The organism is Salicola sp. Rm-C-2C1-2, from assembly GCF_040196175.1.
Taxonomy (GTDB): domain Bacteria; phylum Pseudomonadota; class Gammaproteobacteria; order Pseudomonadales; family Oleiphilaceae; genus Halospina.
Genome location: NZ_JBEFNF010000002.1, coordinates 65,495 through 78,583 on the forward strand (window position 1 = coordinate 65,495; position 13,089 = coordinate 78,583).

The following is a 13,089-nucleotide window of genomic DNA, read 5'->3' on the forward strand; positions in this document are numbered from 1 at the left end:
AGGCTTTAGCCGTTAGGGAAGGGCGGCCAGCCCATTGCCTTGCCGCCGAGCAGATGCAGGTGGATGTGGTAGACGGACTGGCCACCGTGCTCATTGCAGTTCATGGCCGTACGGAATCCGTCCTCGGCGATGCCTTCCTGCTTGGCGATCCGGGCTGCCACGACGTAAAGGTGACCGACAGTTTTCTCATCGTCTTCTGTGAGGTCGTTGACAGTAGCAATCGCTTTTTTCGGGATGATCAGGATGTGTACCGGTGCCTGCGGGTTGATATCCCGGAAGGCCAGGCACTGCTCATCCTCGTGCACGATGTCCGCTGGAATTTCACGGTTGATGATGCGGCTGAAGATGGTTTCGGACATGGATTCCTCGTTTGGTCGTCAGGCGAGTCGTTTGATCAGTGATTCAATGGGCGCGGGGAGGTGTTCGTCAATCCCCATGGCATAGCGTGTAACCCTCTCGTGCGCGAAAGGGATGCGCCCGGCGAGTCCGAGCCCCAGGGTGCGCGCCAGGTGAAGCGGCGGGTTTGCGTTGCTGAACAGATGATAGAACAGGTCCATGGCATCCATCATCAGGCGGTTGTGCGGCCGGCGTTCGGTTTCGTAGGCGGTTAGTATCCGCGCGTCACCGGGGTCGTTCCGCGAAGATGCCGTGCCCAGGCAGCGTGCCAGTGCGGCTGCATCCCGGAAGCCAAGATTGACGCCCTGCCCGGCCAGCGGGTTGATTGTATGGGCGGCATCCCCCACAAGAACCACACGTCCCCGTGCATACTGGTGCGCGTGCTCGCGCGCTATGGGGAAGCGTCCCCGCGCTGGAGCCGCCTCCGGGTCCGGCAACGTCAGTGGAAAGTTTCTGCGGATCGCTGCCAGAAGCTGTGATTCGTCCATGGCCGTGAGTTCATCCAGGGTTTCTGGCTGGTCGTACCAGACGAGTGATCCCCAGCCACTGCCGTTCGCTTCCGGTAGAGGCAGGTAGGCCTTTGGCCCCTGTGGGGTGAACATCTGCCAGGTGATGGTTTCGGCTGGTGGCGCATGGCGGATGTTGATGACCATGGCCTGTTGCCGGTACTGGTTGCGGCTGGTTCCGATCCCGGCCATCCGCCTTGTTGCGGAGTTGGCACCGTCAGCGCCCACAACCAGGGTGACGGGAACGGTGTTGCCAGTGTCCAGAGTGAGCGTGACACCGTCATTGGTGTGCTCCAGGGTCTTCAGCGTCGCCGGGTAGAGCCGAGTGATGCGGTCATGGTCGCCCATCCGCTGCCAAAGGGCCCAGCGGGTCACGCGGTTTTCCACAATGTGACCCAGGTGGCTGCGTCCGAGAGCCTCTGCGTTGAATTCGGTCCGCGCCTGGTTAGCCACGAGGCGGCCGCCGGGAACGCTAGCCAGTGGCCCTGTGGGAGCCTCCCAGACCGCCAGACGGCCGAAGGGCGCCATGCGCATTGCCTCCATTGCGGGCCAGACGCCCAGCTGGCGCAGCAAGGCTTCACTGCCGGCGCTCAGGGCGGAGACGCGCAGGTCGGGGTCGCTCTCCGGGGTCGGCTCTTCCGGAGCACTGGGCTCGATGACGACCACGCGCCAACCACTGGCCGCACAGGCCAGTGCCAGGGCAGCGCCGACCATGCCGGCACCGATTACGGCGATGTCATGCTCACGTTCACTCATAGGCGCAGTTTACGCCAGAGTGAACGGTTGGGACAGGGCTCAGCCGGCCTTGCGGGCCCTGCCGCTCAACCAGGCGGGCCGACGGGTGCCGGGGCGGATAAAACCCTGGTCGATGATGACCGGCTGTACCAGGTCCAGATAATCCCGGGTGCGGATCTGCATGGCCTCGGTGTGGCTGCCCGCGGCAAAGGTGATTTCCGGCTGCTCGGCCAGGGTTTCACTGCCGTAGGTGGCCATTCCGAACAGATTACCGAAAGGCGGCATGGCGCCAACCTCGCAGTCCGGGAAGCGATCCGTGAAATCCTCCTCGTCCGCCAACTCCACGAAGTCTGTATTGAGCACGTCCATTATCCGATCCCAGCGGATCCGGAAGCTGGCGGGCATCACCATCATCGCCATCCGACCGTCGAGTTCGATGATGACTGTTTTGGCCACCTGGTCGTCGGGCACGTTGCAGTGATGGGCAAGTGAATGGGCGGTGAATCCCGGGGGATGGCTCAGGCACCGAAACTCGGCGCCACGAGCTTTCAGGTATCCGATCAGGGTCTGTACGGGCATGGCAACTCCTCCTGGCACAGGGCTGTGACCCAAGAATCCGCAGATTCTTTTGTCAGGCTAGACCAGGCTCGCCGGAGGTATCCCCGCAAAAAAGGTTACATTTTGTACAGTCACTCTGATGGCTGGTAGTGGTGTATGCCCCGTTGCGGATAGGGAATAGTGATGCCGTTGTGGTCGAAGGCCACCTTGATCTTCTCGAGCATGTCCCAGTAGCAGAACCAGAGCACATCACCGTGGGCCCAGAAGCGCACTTTGAGGTCCACGGAGCTTTCACCAAGGTCGCCCACCACGATCATCGGTTCCGGATCCTGGAGGATGCGCTCGTCTGTAGCCAGGGTTTGCTGGGTGAGCTCGCGTGCCTTCTGGATATCATCGCCATAGCTGATGCCAATACTGATATCTAAACGGCGGTGCGCATAGGCGCTGTAGTTGGTGAGGCAGTCATTGGAGAGCGATGAGTTCGGGATGACAACCTGGCGGTTATCGAAAGTGTCCATCAGCGTGTACAGGATCTGTATTTCGTTAACGGTGCCCAGATATCCCTGGGCTTCAATGATGTCACCCACTTTGAACGGCTTGAAAACGAGGATGAGGATGCCGCCCGCGAAGTTGGAGAGGCTGCCCTGCAGAGCGAGCCCGACCGCCAGACCAGCGGCACCCAGCACAGCGATGAAGGAGGTCGTTGCGATACCGATCATGGAGGCGACGGAAATCAGCAGGATGGCCTTGAGCAGGATGGAGACCAACCCTGTTACGAAGCGCCCAAGGGTCGGATCCCTGGCGGTCAGTTTTTTGTCAATGGCGGTGACAAACCGATTGATCAGCCACAAGCCCACGACCAGGGTGACAACAGCGAGCAGCAGCTGCGGCAGGTAGTTCATGGCCATGGCAGCAGCCATATCGGTCAGCTGTGCTAGACGCTCCGCGTCAGGGATAATGCTTGTCATTCAGGCGCTCCTTCTGGGTTTTTGTGCTGTAGGGGGCTGCAGGCTGGTTTCCGAAGCCCATTCAATCAGTTCATCGAACCCGCCTTGGATCAGGACTCGGCTATCGCGCTGACTGAGCTGGTAATCGTACATCGGGTCGTAGTAGTCGGTCAGCAGCGTCCGGATCCAGTCACGGTGGCGATCCAGCTCCCCGGAATGCCACTGCCGCGTGAGAGCCTCCTGCATCACGGCCTCAAGCTGCTGATGGCGTAATCCGCCAAGACGTTTGCGGATACGGCCGAGCGCGTCCAGAAGAAAGCTGCGGAAAGCCTCATAGCCAGCCTCGGTTCCGTCGCGCGCCATGAAAGCCTGGCTCATATCAATAACGTAGTCCTCGAGGATGTTTTCAACCCGCGTCTCATTGGGCTGTTCAAGCACGATGCGTGGCGATTCGGCCAGACGTTGCTGTAAAGGCAGGGGCAGTACCCGCCGGCCGATCAGTCGCCCTTCATCCTCCACATGAACGGGGACGCCCCGAGCATGGGCCTGGTAAAGGGCTGTGGCCACCACGTTTTCGAAGCTGGCCTGGGTAGGCTGCGGTGTCAGCGTGCGTCCGAAACTGGAGCCTCGGTGAGCGGCCAGCCCTTCCAGGTCCACAGGGTTGGGAAGCTGGTGGAGCAGGCGTGTCTTGCCGGTGCCGGTGCGACCGGCAACCACCATCAGTGGCAGCTCCGGGATGCGGTGTCCGATCAGCTCATCCAGAACAAAGCGTCGCAGTGATTTGTAACCGCCTGCGACCCGGGGAATGGTTACACCGGTCTCCTTCAGCCACTGCTGAACGATCCGGGAACGCAGTCCGCCCCTGGAACAGTAAAGTCGCGCTTGCGGATGTCGGTTCACAAAATCCACCCACTGGGCGATCCGAGCTTCGCGCACCTGGCCTCCGACCAACTCATGGCCGAGCTCAATGGCAGCGCGTTGGCCGGCTTCCTTGTAGCGGATACCCACCTGTTCGCGTTCGCGGTCCGTCATCAGAGGCAGGTTGTGAGCCGTGGGCAGGGTACCCTCTGCGAATTCCATAGGTGCGCGCACGTCCAGTAGTGGGTGCCCGTTGCGCAGAAGGTCAGCATAGTCGTTAGTCAGCGCCAGTTCGGAGGCCACGGTGATGATCCCGTTGGTGCAATGAAGCTACAGTTTAACCCAGCGCCCCGCGCTTTACGCTACCCGGTGCGCCCGCTAGTATGCGCCGCCATGGATCACAACCGTCTTGATGCCCTGCTGAGGCGCAGCCTGCCGCGTGCACGTACCCGCTGGAGCCGCCCAGCGGGCTGCCCTGCCATAGAGCTGTGCCTGTTTGATCCGGCTTGTCTCGAAGGCCCGCTCAGCCATGAGGAAGCCCAGTCGGTGGTGGCCGAGCCCGCGTACTGGTCGTTCTGCTGGGCCAGCGGTCAGATAATGGCACAATGGCTCTTGGATAATCCGGCAAGGGTTGCCGGTCAGCGCGTCCTTGATTTTGGCTGTGGTTGTGGCGTGGTGGCGATTGCTGCGGCGAAGGCGGGGGCGCGTGAGGTAATTGCCGCCGACATTGACGCGGATGCACTTACCGCCACGGAACTCAATGCGCGTCATAACGGGGTGACGGTGACCCTGGCAAAGAATTGGCGTGAGATGCCGCGCGCGGAGGTTCTGCTGGCTGCGGATGTGCTCTATGACCCGGAGAACCGCCCTATGCTGTGGGATTTCCAGGCTGGTTCGGATGCCGTTCTGATGGCGGACTCACGATTGCGCCACCTTGGCAATGAGGATTATCGACTGATCACCACCGTGCAGGGCCGAACCTGGCCGGATCTCAACGAGTTCGAAGAGTTCAATCGCGTACGACTTTACTGGGCCCCCGGAGCCGAGGCCAGTGGTGGAGCATAACGCATAAAAAAGGGATGGCCGGAGCCATCCCTCAAAGCTGGCGAAAACGCTTTCCGACGAAAGCGGTGGGCGTCCTGCCCGGGCATCACGCCCTGTGGCTGTCCTCAGCCTTCCATGGCAGCCAGCGTCCGAGCCGGCTATTGGGTTCAGCGTCCTTTAAGCATTACGTCCTTTTATTCCCTGCTTCCCCTCAGCTCCTCTGAGGAAACCATCCCTGTAGCGTCCTTTCCCTGTCGTCCGCTGACAGATGAAACAATACCAAGGCAGTGGCACCTGTTGCGGCGGTCAATACCGCCGGATCGGCTGTTACCTTTCCGGGTTTACCATAGATGATCTTTATAATCAGGATGGTATAAAACAATATCCAGCCAGGGTCATTGTAACGCACGCTACAGAACCACAATCTCCTACAGTATTGTAAGAAATCTCTTACGCGCGGCATGGGAAAATGCTGACAGGGAAAACCTGCGGGCATCGTCAGGCTTTCGGGTCTATAGTGAGAGTCATCTCCGCAAACTGACGTCGGACGTTGTGTAATGAGCAAACTCAAGGCCCTGGTGGTTGATGATGCCAGCTTCGTAAGGGATCTGGTAAGGAGGACCATCCGTTCTCAGTTTCCTACCATTGAGCTCCACGAGGCGGCGGATGGCCGTAAGGCGCAGACGCTGATGGGGCGCGAGCGGTTTGATCTGATCCTGTGTGACTGGGAAATGCCTGAGGTTTCCGGGCTGGAACTGCTGCAATGGGCTCGGGGTCATAGCCAGTACAGTGACACGCCTTTCGTGATGGTGACGAGCCGGGGTGACAAGCAGCATGTGGTAGAGGCTATCCGCGAGGGGGTTTCCGATTATCTTGGCAAGCCATTCAGTCCGGAATCTCTGAGCAAGAAGATCATAAAGGTGCTCGGCAGCCAGCTGGAGGATCATGATCAGGGGGCGTCAGCGTCCAGCGATGCCTTCCGCCAGTCCGCTGACCTGCTCACTGGCGGAGGCCGGTCCCAGAAGGAGCAGAAGAAGGCCCCGGAACCGCCCTCCGAGGCACCAGCTGATACAGGTGCCGCGGATGGGCGCGCTTCCAGACCAGCAGCGAAACCCCGGGGTAGCGAGGCCACAACGGTCGACCTGCGTTTTGCGGAGGCGACGCTCAGGGGCGTGCTCAGGGCTGTGACACTGAACGAGGCCCGGGTGAGCGCGAAACGTGATGAACAGCTTCCCGCCATTCTGGAGCAGGCTGTGGTGGATATGGATCTTGGAGACAAAATGGCTCGGCTGAACGGTTACGTCTACCAGCTCCAGGCTCAGGAAAAACACCCGGACACCAGGTTTGTCCAGATCGTGGTGCGGTTTGTGGATGACGATCCCCAGAAACTGGCGGATCTGAGCCACTTCATTGCCCGCTTTCAGGGATGATGCGGCTGGCTGGCAGATGGCAGCGGAAGGTACTGCCGCGATCTGGCGTACTGTCGATAGTCAGGTAGCCGTCATGGTTATAGAGAATGTGTTTGACGATGGCAAGACCGAGCCCGGTGCCGCCAGTCTCCTTACTGCGGCTCGGGTCGGCACGGTAGAAGCGTTCTGTAAGCCTGGGAATGTCCTCGGGGTCAATACCGGGGCCGTCATCGGTGACACTGAGCGTGATGCCCTCGGCTGCGGCGCTGTAGTCAATGTGGATATGGCCGCCGTCAGGGGTGTATTTCACCGCATTGAAGATGATGTTTGAGAAAGCGCTGCGAAGCTGTTCCGCGTCGCCGCGTATGCTGCGGTTGTCGCCTATGCGCAGCGCAATCTCGTGCCCCTGGTCGCCGCTCAGGGCCATGGCATCCTGCTGGATTTGGCGCAGCAGATCCGCCGGCACACATTGCGCATCGCTGGTATTACGGTCACTGGTCTCGAGACGCGACAGAAGCAGCAGGTCTGTGATCAGCGCTTCCATACGGTTAGCCTGGTGGCGCATTGCTTCCATCGGGCGCTGCCAGCCAGCCGGCATGCGGTCAGTCTGCTCCGCAAGCGTTTCCAGGTAGCCGTTCAGTACTGTCAGCGGTGTACGCATCTCGTGGGAGACGTTGCTGATGAAATCCCGCCGCATCGTCTCGAGTTGGTAGAGTCTGGTGACATCCTTGACGGTGATCAGCCGGTCCTCCTCGCCGAACAGATTGATCTCAATTTGCAGCCTTGTGCGTGGCCGCGCCGGTGATTCGATCTCGAGCGGCTCCGAATACTGCTTCGCCACGAAATAGTCCCGGAACTCGGGGGTACGGATCAGGTTATGGATGAATTCGCCGCGGTCCTGGCGGCTGTCGAAGCCGCAGAGGTTTTCTGCTGACTGATTCCACCACTCCATGGCGCCGTCGGCGTCGGTCATGATGACGCCGTCACGCAGTGCATTAGTGGATTCCCGGACCCGATTGATCATGCTTTGGAGCCGGTCCCGCGTATGCAGATGGCGTTTCTGGAGGCGGTGGATGTCGTCCAGGATCTCACCCCAGAGTCCGGGGGCTTCTGGCGGTTCGGCTTCGCGGCTGCTGCGTTTGAGCCAATTCTGGAGCTGGATCAGCCGGTGCAGCATCCAGCCGGCGTAGACTGCCAAGGCCACGGCGAGCAGCAGGGCGGGCCGACTGGTCATTGACCCGATCAGCAGCGACGCGATCAGCAGAAGTGACAGTCGGCGCAGATGCTTTTTCAGGCCTGTACTCATGGCATGCCTGCCTATTTACTGTTTACGCGTGGAAAACCGATAGCCGGCACCCCGCACTGTCTGCACAAGTTTGCCGTGAACCTCGCCCAGAACCTTGCGCAAGCGGCGTATGTGCACGTCCACCGTGCGCTCTTCGACGTAAATGCCTGCCCCCCAGACCTGATCAAGAAGCTGTTCACGAGTATAAACCCGGTCCGGGTGGGTCATGAAAAACTGAAGCAGGCGGTATTCAGTGGGCCCTATATTGACAGCTTCACCGTCGACGGTCACCCAGTGCCCCACAGGGTCCAGGTGTATGCCACCGATCTCTACCGGGGTGTCCGTTCCGGGTGGTGTGGAGCGGCGCAATACGGCTTTGAGACGGGCCACCATTTCCCGGGGTGAGAAGGGTTTGGTGATGTAGTCGTCAGCGCCCACCTCCAGACCCTGTACCCGGTTGTCCTCTTCGGTCTTCGCCGTAAGCATGATGATGGGAATCTCGGCGGTGCCCTCGTCGCGTCTTAGACGGCGTGCCAGGTCGATGCCGGAGGTGCCTGGCAGCATCCAGTCCAGGATGATCAGGTCCGGGCGTTCATCCACGATCAGGCCGTGTGCCTGGCGGGCATCGCCCGCCTCGAGGTAGTGATAACCTGCCATTTCCAGCGCTACGGCGATCATCTCGCGGATGGAGGGCTCGTCATCAACAATCAGGACGGTTTTTTCGGTCATGGAGGTCACGTCTTTCGATTGGGTTACCGCGTCATTACACAGCCCTAGTGTGACAGATTCATGACAGCGCCAGATCCAGTGCCAGTCCCAGGAACACGGCGAAGCCGGCCCAGTTGTTGTTCAGGAAGGCCTGAAAGCATCTGTCACGCTCCCGGCCCTGGATCAACCATTGCTGGTAGCCGAAAAGACCGCCCATGGCCACAAGTCCCAGCATAAAGAGGCCACCCAGGCTTGTCTGGAGGCCCACAAGGAGCAGTGTCAGTAGGGTTGTAGTCTGGAGGATGGCGACTGCCGCGCGGTCCATATCCCCGAATAATACGGCCGTGGATTTGATGCCGATCTTCAGGTCATCGTCCCGGTCCACCATGGCGTAGAGCGTGTCATAGGCCACGGTCCAGACCAGATTGGCGATATAGAGCAGCCAGACAATCCGGGTGACCTCGCCGGCCTCTGCTGCCCAGGCCATGGGAACGGCCCAGGAGAAGGCTGCCCCCAGTACAATCTGGGGAAGGTGGGTGTAGCGTTTCATGAACGGATAGATGAAAGCGAGTGCCACGCCACCGAATGACAGCCACAGGGTGAGACGGTTAGTGAAGAATACCACCATCAGGAAGGAAACCAGACAGAGGCCCAGGAACAGAGCGATAGCCTCGCCCGGGCGCACGCGGCCGGTGGCGAGGGGGCGTTCGCGGGTGCGTTTGACGTGACCGTCGAGGTTGCGATCCGCGTAATCGTTGATGACGCAGCCGGCGGCGCGCATGAGGAAAACCCCGAGCGTGAAGATCACCAGGTTGGCCAGGCTCGGGAGGCCGTCGGCGGCCAGCCATAGTGCCCACCAGGTGGGCCAGAGCAGCAGCAGGCTGCCAATCGGTCGGTTGATCCGCATCAGCTGTATGAAATCCGGCAGGCGCTCAAGTGCCCGCTGGAGTCTGGGCTGAAGGCGTGTCGTCGTCATGGTTCCCTGTCCATTGCGGCCCGTGACTAGAGTGGCCGGAGGCTGTCCCCGTAGGTGGGGTAGCGGCGCACGGCCTGGTTGCTGATGTCTTCCCAAAGCGGCGGCAGGAAGCACTCCGTGACCAGCAGGGTACCTCGGCCGCGGCGGAAACGCGAGCGTCGCGCCGGGTACCGGGTGGCGTGTCCGAGCGGTTGCGCCTGACCGCAGGTGAATGCCTCCCGGGACCAGGGGTTACGGCCAAAAAGCGCCGAGCCCAGCGGGCGGCTGCCCAGCTGGCGCAGGCGACGGTTGGGACCTGTCAGGCAATGCAGGGGGATGATCGTGCGCGCCTGCACCCAGGGGGTGCCGTCGCCGATCAGCTGGACATCCCGTATCCAGGCCCTCTGGCGCGGTGGCAGGCCGAGCTCCCTGGCCTCGTCCGGTTTGGGCAGACGATACCCCTCCTGCAGGACCCGTACACGGAAATGGTTGCGGGTGAAGCCACGCAGCAGCCTTGTCAGGGAACCACGATGGCGGACCACCCGGCGCTGGTAGCGGGGCAGCCAGTGCCAGGGGTGTGGCCGGAAACCCATGGTGGTTCCCTCCATGGGGTTACAGGCCCCGGACCGCGTAGATGCCCGGTGCGTTGCGCCAGTAGCCCTGGTAGTCCATGCCGTAACCGAAAAGGTAGCGATCCGGCGTTTCAAGACCGATGAAATCAGCTTCAAAGGTCGGCTGGCTCCTACGGTCATGGAGCTTTTCCACCAGCGCCAGGGTTTGGACCCGTTGCGCGCCCTCGCTGCGGCAGGCATCGGCCAGAGCAACCATGGTGTCGCCTTCATCAAGGATGTCGTCAACAATCAGCACTGTGCGCCCCGCCAGCGCCGTCTGCGGGTGCACCTTCCATTCCAGTTCCCCGCCGGTGGTGTTGTTGCGATAACGGGAAAGCTGCGCGTAGTCCAGTTGCAGTGGGAAAGCCAGCCGCGGCAGCAGCTGACCGGCCACCACAAGTCCCCCGTTCATGATGCAGAGGATGACAGGATCCTGATCGCCAATGCTGGCCGTTACCTGTCGGGCCAGGCGATCCAAGGCCTTGCTGACCTGACTCTCTGTATAGATGCAGTCGGCTTCGTCGTAGACCTGCTGCATTACCGCTGTATTACGGGACATAGCTGGTCGCGCTCTTCATGGGCATAGGTGGCTTGGAAAGGCGCGAGTATAACGCCGCCGGGCCGGATTGTCCCGATTCTGACACTGTCGGGTGTAATCCGAGGGGGGTGTTTGGTTAGAATGCGCGTTATATTTGTCATTCAGTAAGGAGTAGGGCATGAAAAAATGGCAGTGCGTAGTCTGTGGCTTCATTTATGATGAAGCGGAGGGCTGGCCTGAGGATGGCATTGAGGCGGGCACCCGCTGGGAAGATGTGCCTGAGGACTGGACCTGCCCCGACTGTGGTGTGGGCAAGGAAGACTTCGAAATGGTTGAGATCGACTGAGCCCGCTCATGAGCCAGAATCAGACTCTGCCCATTGTCATTATTGGCACCGGACTGTCCGGCTACACTCTGGCCCGCGAGCTGCGCAAGCTGGACGGGGAAACGCCGCTGGTGCTGATAACGGCCGATGATGGCCGCAGCTACTCCAAGCCCATGCTCTCCAATGGTTTTGCCAAGGGTAAGACTGCGGATGAGCTGGCTCAGGCGGACGCGGATGCGCAAGCCGGGGCGCTCAGTGCGCGCATCATGACTCACACCCGTGTTGAGGCCATTGAGCCGGAGGCGGGCCGAGTCGCGACCGATGCCGGCCCTGTTGATTATGGCCGGCTGATTCTGGCCTGGGGCGCGGACCCCATCCGCATTCCGCTTCAGGGCGATGGCCTCGAGGCGCTTTACCAGGTGAATGACCTGAAAGATTATGGTCGCTTCCGCGAGGCGGCGACCGGTGCGCGCAGGGTGATTATTCTGGGGGCCGGCCTGATCGGTTGTGAGTTCGCCAACGACCTGATCAATGGTGGCTTTGAAGTGGAGGTTGTCGCTCCGGATTCACGCGTTCTTGCGGCGCTGCTCCCGGAGTCTGCGTCGCAAGCGGTGTGTTCCGGGCTGGCGCAAGCCGGTGTGCGATTCCATCTTGAGCGTAGCGCCACTGCGGTGCACAGGACGCCGGACGGGGTATTGGTCACTCTGGATGACGGTACTGAGATAGTGGCGGATCTGGGGGTTGCCGCCGTAGGCCTCAAACCCCGTACGCAACTGGCACATGCCGCCGGTCTTGAGTGCGGTCGTGGTATCCAGGTGAACCAGTATCTGGAAACCAGCATGCCCAACGTCTACGCCCTGGGCGACTGCGCCGAGGTCTGCGGTCATGTGCTGCCCTATGTGATGCCTCTGATGGCGGCGGGCCGTGCATTGGCGAAAACCCTGACCCGTGAGCGGACACCGGTGCACTACGGCAGCATGCCGGTGACAGTCAAAACGCCTGCTTGTCCGCTGGCTGTATGCCCGCCTCCGGCGGACGCTGAGGGGCAATGGTGGATCGAGGCTGATGGGCGTAATCTGCGGGCTCTCTTCCGCTCACAAGAGGGCAATCTGCTCGGGTTTGCGGTAACCGGTGACTGCGTGGGCGAAAAGCAGTCGCTGTCGAAGGAGGTGCCGGCCATTCTGCCGGCCTGAGGAGCAGGTTGATGACGGGGAACGCCAGAATGGAAGAGGTGACGCGCAGGCTTGTGGGGCTGCTGGATGTTGCCCCTCTCGGGGACGATCATTTCAGCGGTGAAAGTGATGACCTCGGCTTTCCCAACGTGTTCGGTGGACAGGTGCTTGGTCAGGGGCTTATGGCCACCAGCCGCACCGTTGAGGGTCGGCTGGCGCATTCGATGCATGCCTATTTCCTGCGTCCGGGGAATCCGCATCGCGGCATTGATTACGAGGTGCAGCGTGTGCGGGACGGCGGCACCTTCACCGTCAGGCGTGTCATCGCCCGCCAGGATGATCGCGAGATCCTGACGGCCATGGTTTCATTCCAGGTGGCGGAAGAGGGCTTCGAGCATCAGTTCGAAGCACCCAGTGCCCCTGCGCCGGAAGGGCTTACGCCAGAACAGACCCTGCGGGAAAAGGTCCGTGATCTGATTCCGGAGGAGCGGCGTGAGCAGATGATGAAGGAACGTGCCATCGATATCCGTCCGGTTAACCGCATGGATCCGCTCAGGCCCGAGGCCGGCCCCCCCTGCAGCCAGAGCTGGTTCCGAGCGCGCGGGCCGCTTCCGGATGATCCTGTTCTGCACCGAGCTATCCTAGCCTACGCCTCAGACTTTGGGCTGCTTGCAACCTCCATCCGCCCGCATGGCGTGGGTTTTTCGACGCCGGGAATGCAGGTTGCCAGCCTGGATCACGCCATCTGGTTCCACCGGCCACTGCGGTTGGACGACTGGCTGCTTTACGACATGGACAGCCCCAGCGCCTCATCCGGCCGGGGTATGAATCGGGGAACCCTGTTCAATCGCGACGGGGAGCTGGTGGCGTCCGTGGCGCAGGAAGCGCTGATCCGCCAGCGCCCGACGTGATGGGGTTCGCCAATTTCCATGGCCCCTCGCCTTTCAGGCTTCGATGTTCCACCTGACATTACTGGGCATGGTCGTCTGATGCATTGCTATACTGGATCGGAGTGATCAGCCAGCAAGCGCGCCCGCAAAGG

The 13,089-nt window shown here is 61.1% G+C and carries 15 protein-coding genes; 5 read left to right on the forward strand and 10 right to left on the reverse strand.

Annotation, left to right across the window (positions count from 1 at the left end; all coding sequences use genetic code 11):
- Positions 1-5: 5 nt before the first annotated feature.
- The 5 genes from AAF659_RS06065 to mnmH form a co-directional block, all read right to left on the reverse strand.
- Entirely contained in the window at positions 6-359 is a 354-nt protein-coding gene (locus tag AAF659_RS06065) for a histidine triad nucleotide-binding protein (protein WP_349750823.1), read from the reverse strand.
- A gap of 18 nt (positions 360-377) precedes the next feature.
- A complete protein-coding gene (locus tag AAF659_RS06070) occupies positions 378-1,658 on the reverse strand; it encodes an FAD-dependent oxidoreductase (protein ID WP_349750824.1) in 1,281 nt (426 codons plus the stop codon).
- Positions 1,659-1,697: 39 nt separating this feature from the next.
- A complete protein-coding gene (locus tag AAF659_RS06075) occupies positions 1,698-2,216 on the reverse strand; it encodes an aminoacyl-tRNA deacylase (RefSeq protein WP_349750825.1) in 519 nt (172 codons plus the stop codon).
- 110 nt (positions 2,217-2,326) lie between these two features.
- Positions 2,327-3,163, reverse strand: coding sequence for a mechanosensitive ion channel family protein (locus tag AAF659_RS06080; protein ID WP_349750826.1), 837 nt, complete (start codon positions 3,161-3,163; stop codon positions 2,327-2,329).
- Entirely contained in the window at positions 3,164-4,303 is a 1,140-nt protein-coding gene (gene mnmH, locus AAF659_RS06085; RefSeq protein WP_349750827.1) for a tRNA 2-selenouridine(34) synthase MnmH, read from the reverse strand.
- A 90-nt stretch (positions 4,304-4,393) separates the two neighbouring features.
- On the opposite strand from mnmH, the gene AAF659_RS06090 reads away from it, so the two are divergent.
- The gene (locus tag AAF659_RS06090) at positions 4,394-5,065 is read left to right on the forward strand and encodes a class I SAM-dependent methyltransferase (protein WP_349750828.1); all 672 of its coding nucleotides are present in this window, start codon (positions 4,394-4,396) and stop codon (positions 5,063-5,065) included.
- Positions 5,066-5,601: 536 nt separating this feature from the next.
- Positions 5,602-6,474 (forward strand): response regulator, encoded by an 873-nt coding sequence (locus tag AAF659_RS06095; RefSeq protein ID WP_349750829.1) that lies wholly within the window; start codon positions 5,602-5,604, stop codon positions 6,472-6,474.
- Here the strand turns inward: AAF659_RS06095 and phoR are convergent.
- From phoR to AAF659_RS06120, 5 genes are read right to left on the reverse strand one after another with little or no spacing between them, the layout of a single operon-like run.
- Positions 6,452-7,759, reverse strand: a complete 1,308-nt coding sequence (phoR, locus tag AAF659_RS06100) for a phosphate regulon sensor histidine kinase PhoR (RefSeq protein ID WP_349750830.1) — start codon at positions 7,757-7,759, stop codon at positions 6,452-6,454. The genes AAF659_RS06095 and phoR overlap by 23 nt on opposite strands.
- Positions 7,760-7,774: 15 nt before the next feature.
- Positions 7,775-8,467 carry a phosphate regulon transcriptional regulator PhoB gene (phoB, locus tag AAF659_RS06105; protein WP_349750831.1) on the reverse strand — a complete coding sequence of 231 codons (693 nt, stop codon included), beginning with the start codon at positions 8,465-8,467 and terminating at the stop codon, positions 7,775-7,777.
- 58 nt (positions 8,468-8,525) lie between these two features.
- On the reverse strand, positions 8,526-9,422 hold the full coding sequence (gene ubiA, locus AAF659_RS06110) for a 4-hydroxybenzoate octaprenyltransferase (RefSeq protein WP_349750832.1): 897 nt from the start codon (positions 9,420-9,422) through the stop codon (positions 8,526-8,528).
- A 26-nt stretch (positions 9,423-9,448) separates the two neighbouring features.
- Positions 9,449-9,994 (reverse strand): chorismate--pyruvate lyase family protein, encoded by a 546-nt coding sequence (locus AAF659_RS06115; protein ID WP_349750833.1) that lies wholly within the window; start codon positions 9,992-9,994, stop codon positions 9,449-9,451.
- Positions 9,995-10,013: 19 nt separating this feature from the next.
- Entirely contained in the window at positions 10,014-10,571 is a 558-nt protein-coding gene (locus AAF659_RS06120; RefSeq protein WP_349750834.1) for a hypoxanthine-guanine phosphoribosyltransferase, read from the reverse strand.
- 157 nt (positions 10,572-10,728) lie between these two features.
- On the opposite strand from AAF659_RS06120, the gene AAF659_RS06125 reads away from it, so the two are divergent.
- From AAF659_RS06125 to AAF659_RS06135, 3 genes are read left to right on the forward strand one after another with little or no spacing between them, the layout of a single operon-like run.
- On the forward strand, positions 10,729-10,896 hold the full coding sequence (locus AAF659_RS06125; protein WP_349750835.1) for a rubredoxin: 168 nt from the start codon (positions 10,729-10,731) through the stop codon (positions 10,894-10,896).
- An 8-nt stretch (positions 10,897-10,904) separates the two neighbouring features.
- The gene (locus AAF659_RS06130; RefSeq protein ID WP_349750836.1) at positions 10,905-12,068 is read left to right on the forward strand and encodes an NAD(P)/FAD-dependent oxidoreductase; all 1,164 of its coding nucleotides are present in this window, start codon (positions 10,905-10,907) and stop codon (positions 12,066-12,068) included.
- A gap of 11 nt (positions 12,069-12,079) precedes the next feature.
- A complete protein-coding gene (locus AAF659_RS06135; protein ID WP_502949199.1) occupies positions 12,080-12,958 on the forward strand; it encodes an acyl-CoA thioesterase in 879 nt (292 codons plus the stop codon).
- The last annotated feature ends 131 nt before the right edge of the window (positions 12,959-13,089 follow it).

Bases quoted from the DNA above. Each gene is read 5' to 3' on its own strand.
- phoB (WP_349750831.1), bottom strand. From the start codon at position 8,467: ATGACCGAAAAAACCGTCCTGATTGTTGATGACGAGCCCTCCATCCGC.
- phoR (WP_349750830.1), bottom strand. From the start codon at position 7,759: ATGAGTACAGGCCTGAAAAAGCATCTGCGCCGACTGTCACTTCTGCTG.
- AAF659_RS06095 (WP_349750829.1), top strand. From the start codon at position 5,602: ATGAGCAAACTCAAGGCCCTGGTGGTTGATGATGCCAGCTTCGTAAGG.
- AAF659_RS06070 (WP_349750824.1), bottom strand. From the start codon at position 1,658: ATGAGTGAACGTGAGCATGACATCGCCGTAATCGGTGCCGGCATGGTC.
- AAF659_RS06090 (WP_349750828.1), top strand. From the start codon at position 4,394: ATGGATCACAACCGTCTTGATGCCCTGCTGAGGCGCAGCCTGCCGCGT.
- AAF659_RS06075 (WP_349750825.1), bottom strand. From the start codon at position 2,216: ATGCCCGTACAGACCCTGATCGGATACCTGAAAGCTCGTGGCGCCGAG.
- ubiA (WP_349750832.1), bottom strand. From the start codon at position 9,422: ATGACGACGACACGCCTTCAGCCCAGACTCCAGCGGGCACTTGAGCGC.
- AAF659_RS06120 (WP_349750834.1), bottom strand. From the start codon at position 10,571: ATGTCCCGTAATACAGCGGTAATGCAGCAGGTCTACGACGAAGCCGAC.
- AAF659_RS06065 (WP_349750823.1), bottom strand. From the start codon at position 359: ATGTCCGAAACCATCTTCAGCCGCATCATCAACCGTGAAATTCCAGCG.
- AAF659_RS06080 (WP_349750826.1), bottom strand. From the start codon at position 3,163: ATGACAAGCATTATCCCTGACGCGGAGCGTCTAGCACAGCTGACCGAT.
- AAF659_RS06115 (WP_349750833.1), bottom strand. From the start codon at position 9,994: ATGGGTTTCCGGCCACACCCCTGGCACTGGCTGCCCCGCTACCAGCGC.
- AAF659_RS06125 (WP_349750835.1), top strand. From the start codon at position 10,729: ATGAAAAAATGGCAGTGCGTAGTCTGTGGCTTCATTTATGATGAAGCG.
- AAF659_RS06135 (WP_502949199.1), top strand. From the start codon at position 12,080: ATGACGGGGAACGCCAGAATGGAAGAGGTGACGCGCAGGCTTGTGGGG.
- AAF659_RS06130 (WP_349750836.1), top strand. From the start codon at position 10,905: ATGAGCCAGAATCAGACTCTGCCCATTGTCATTATTGGCACCGGACTG.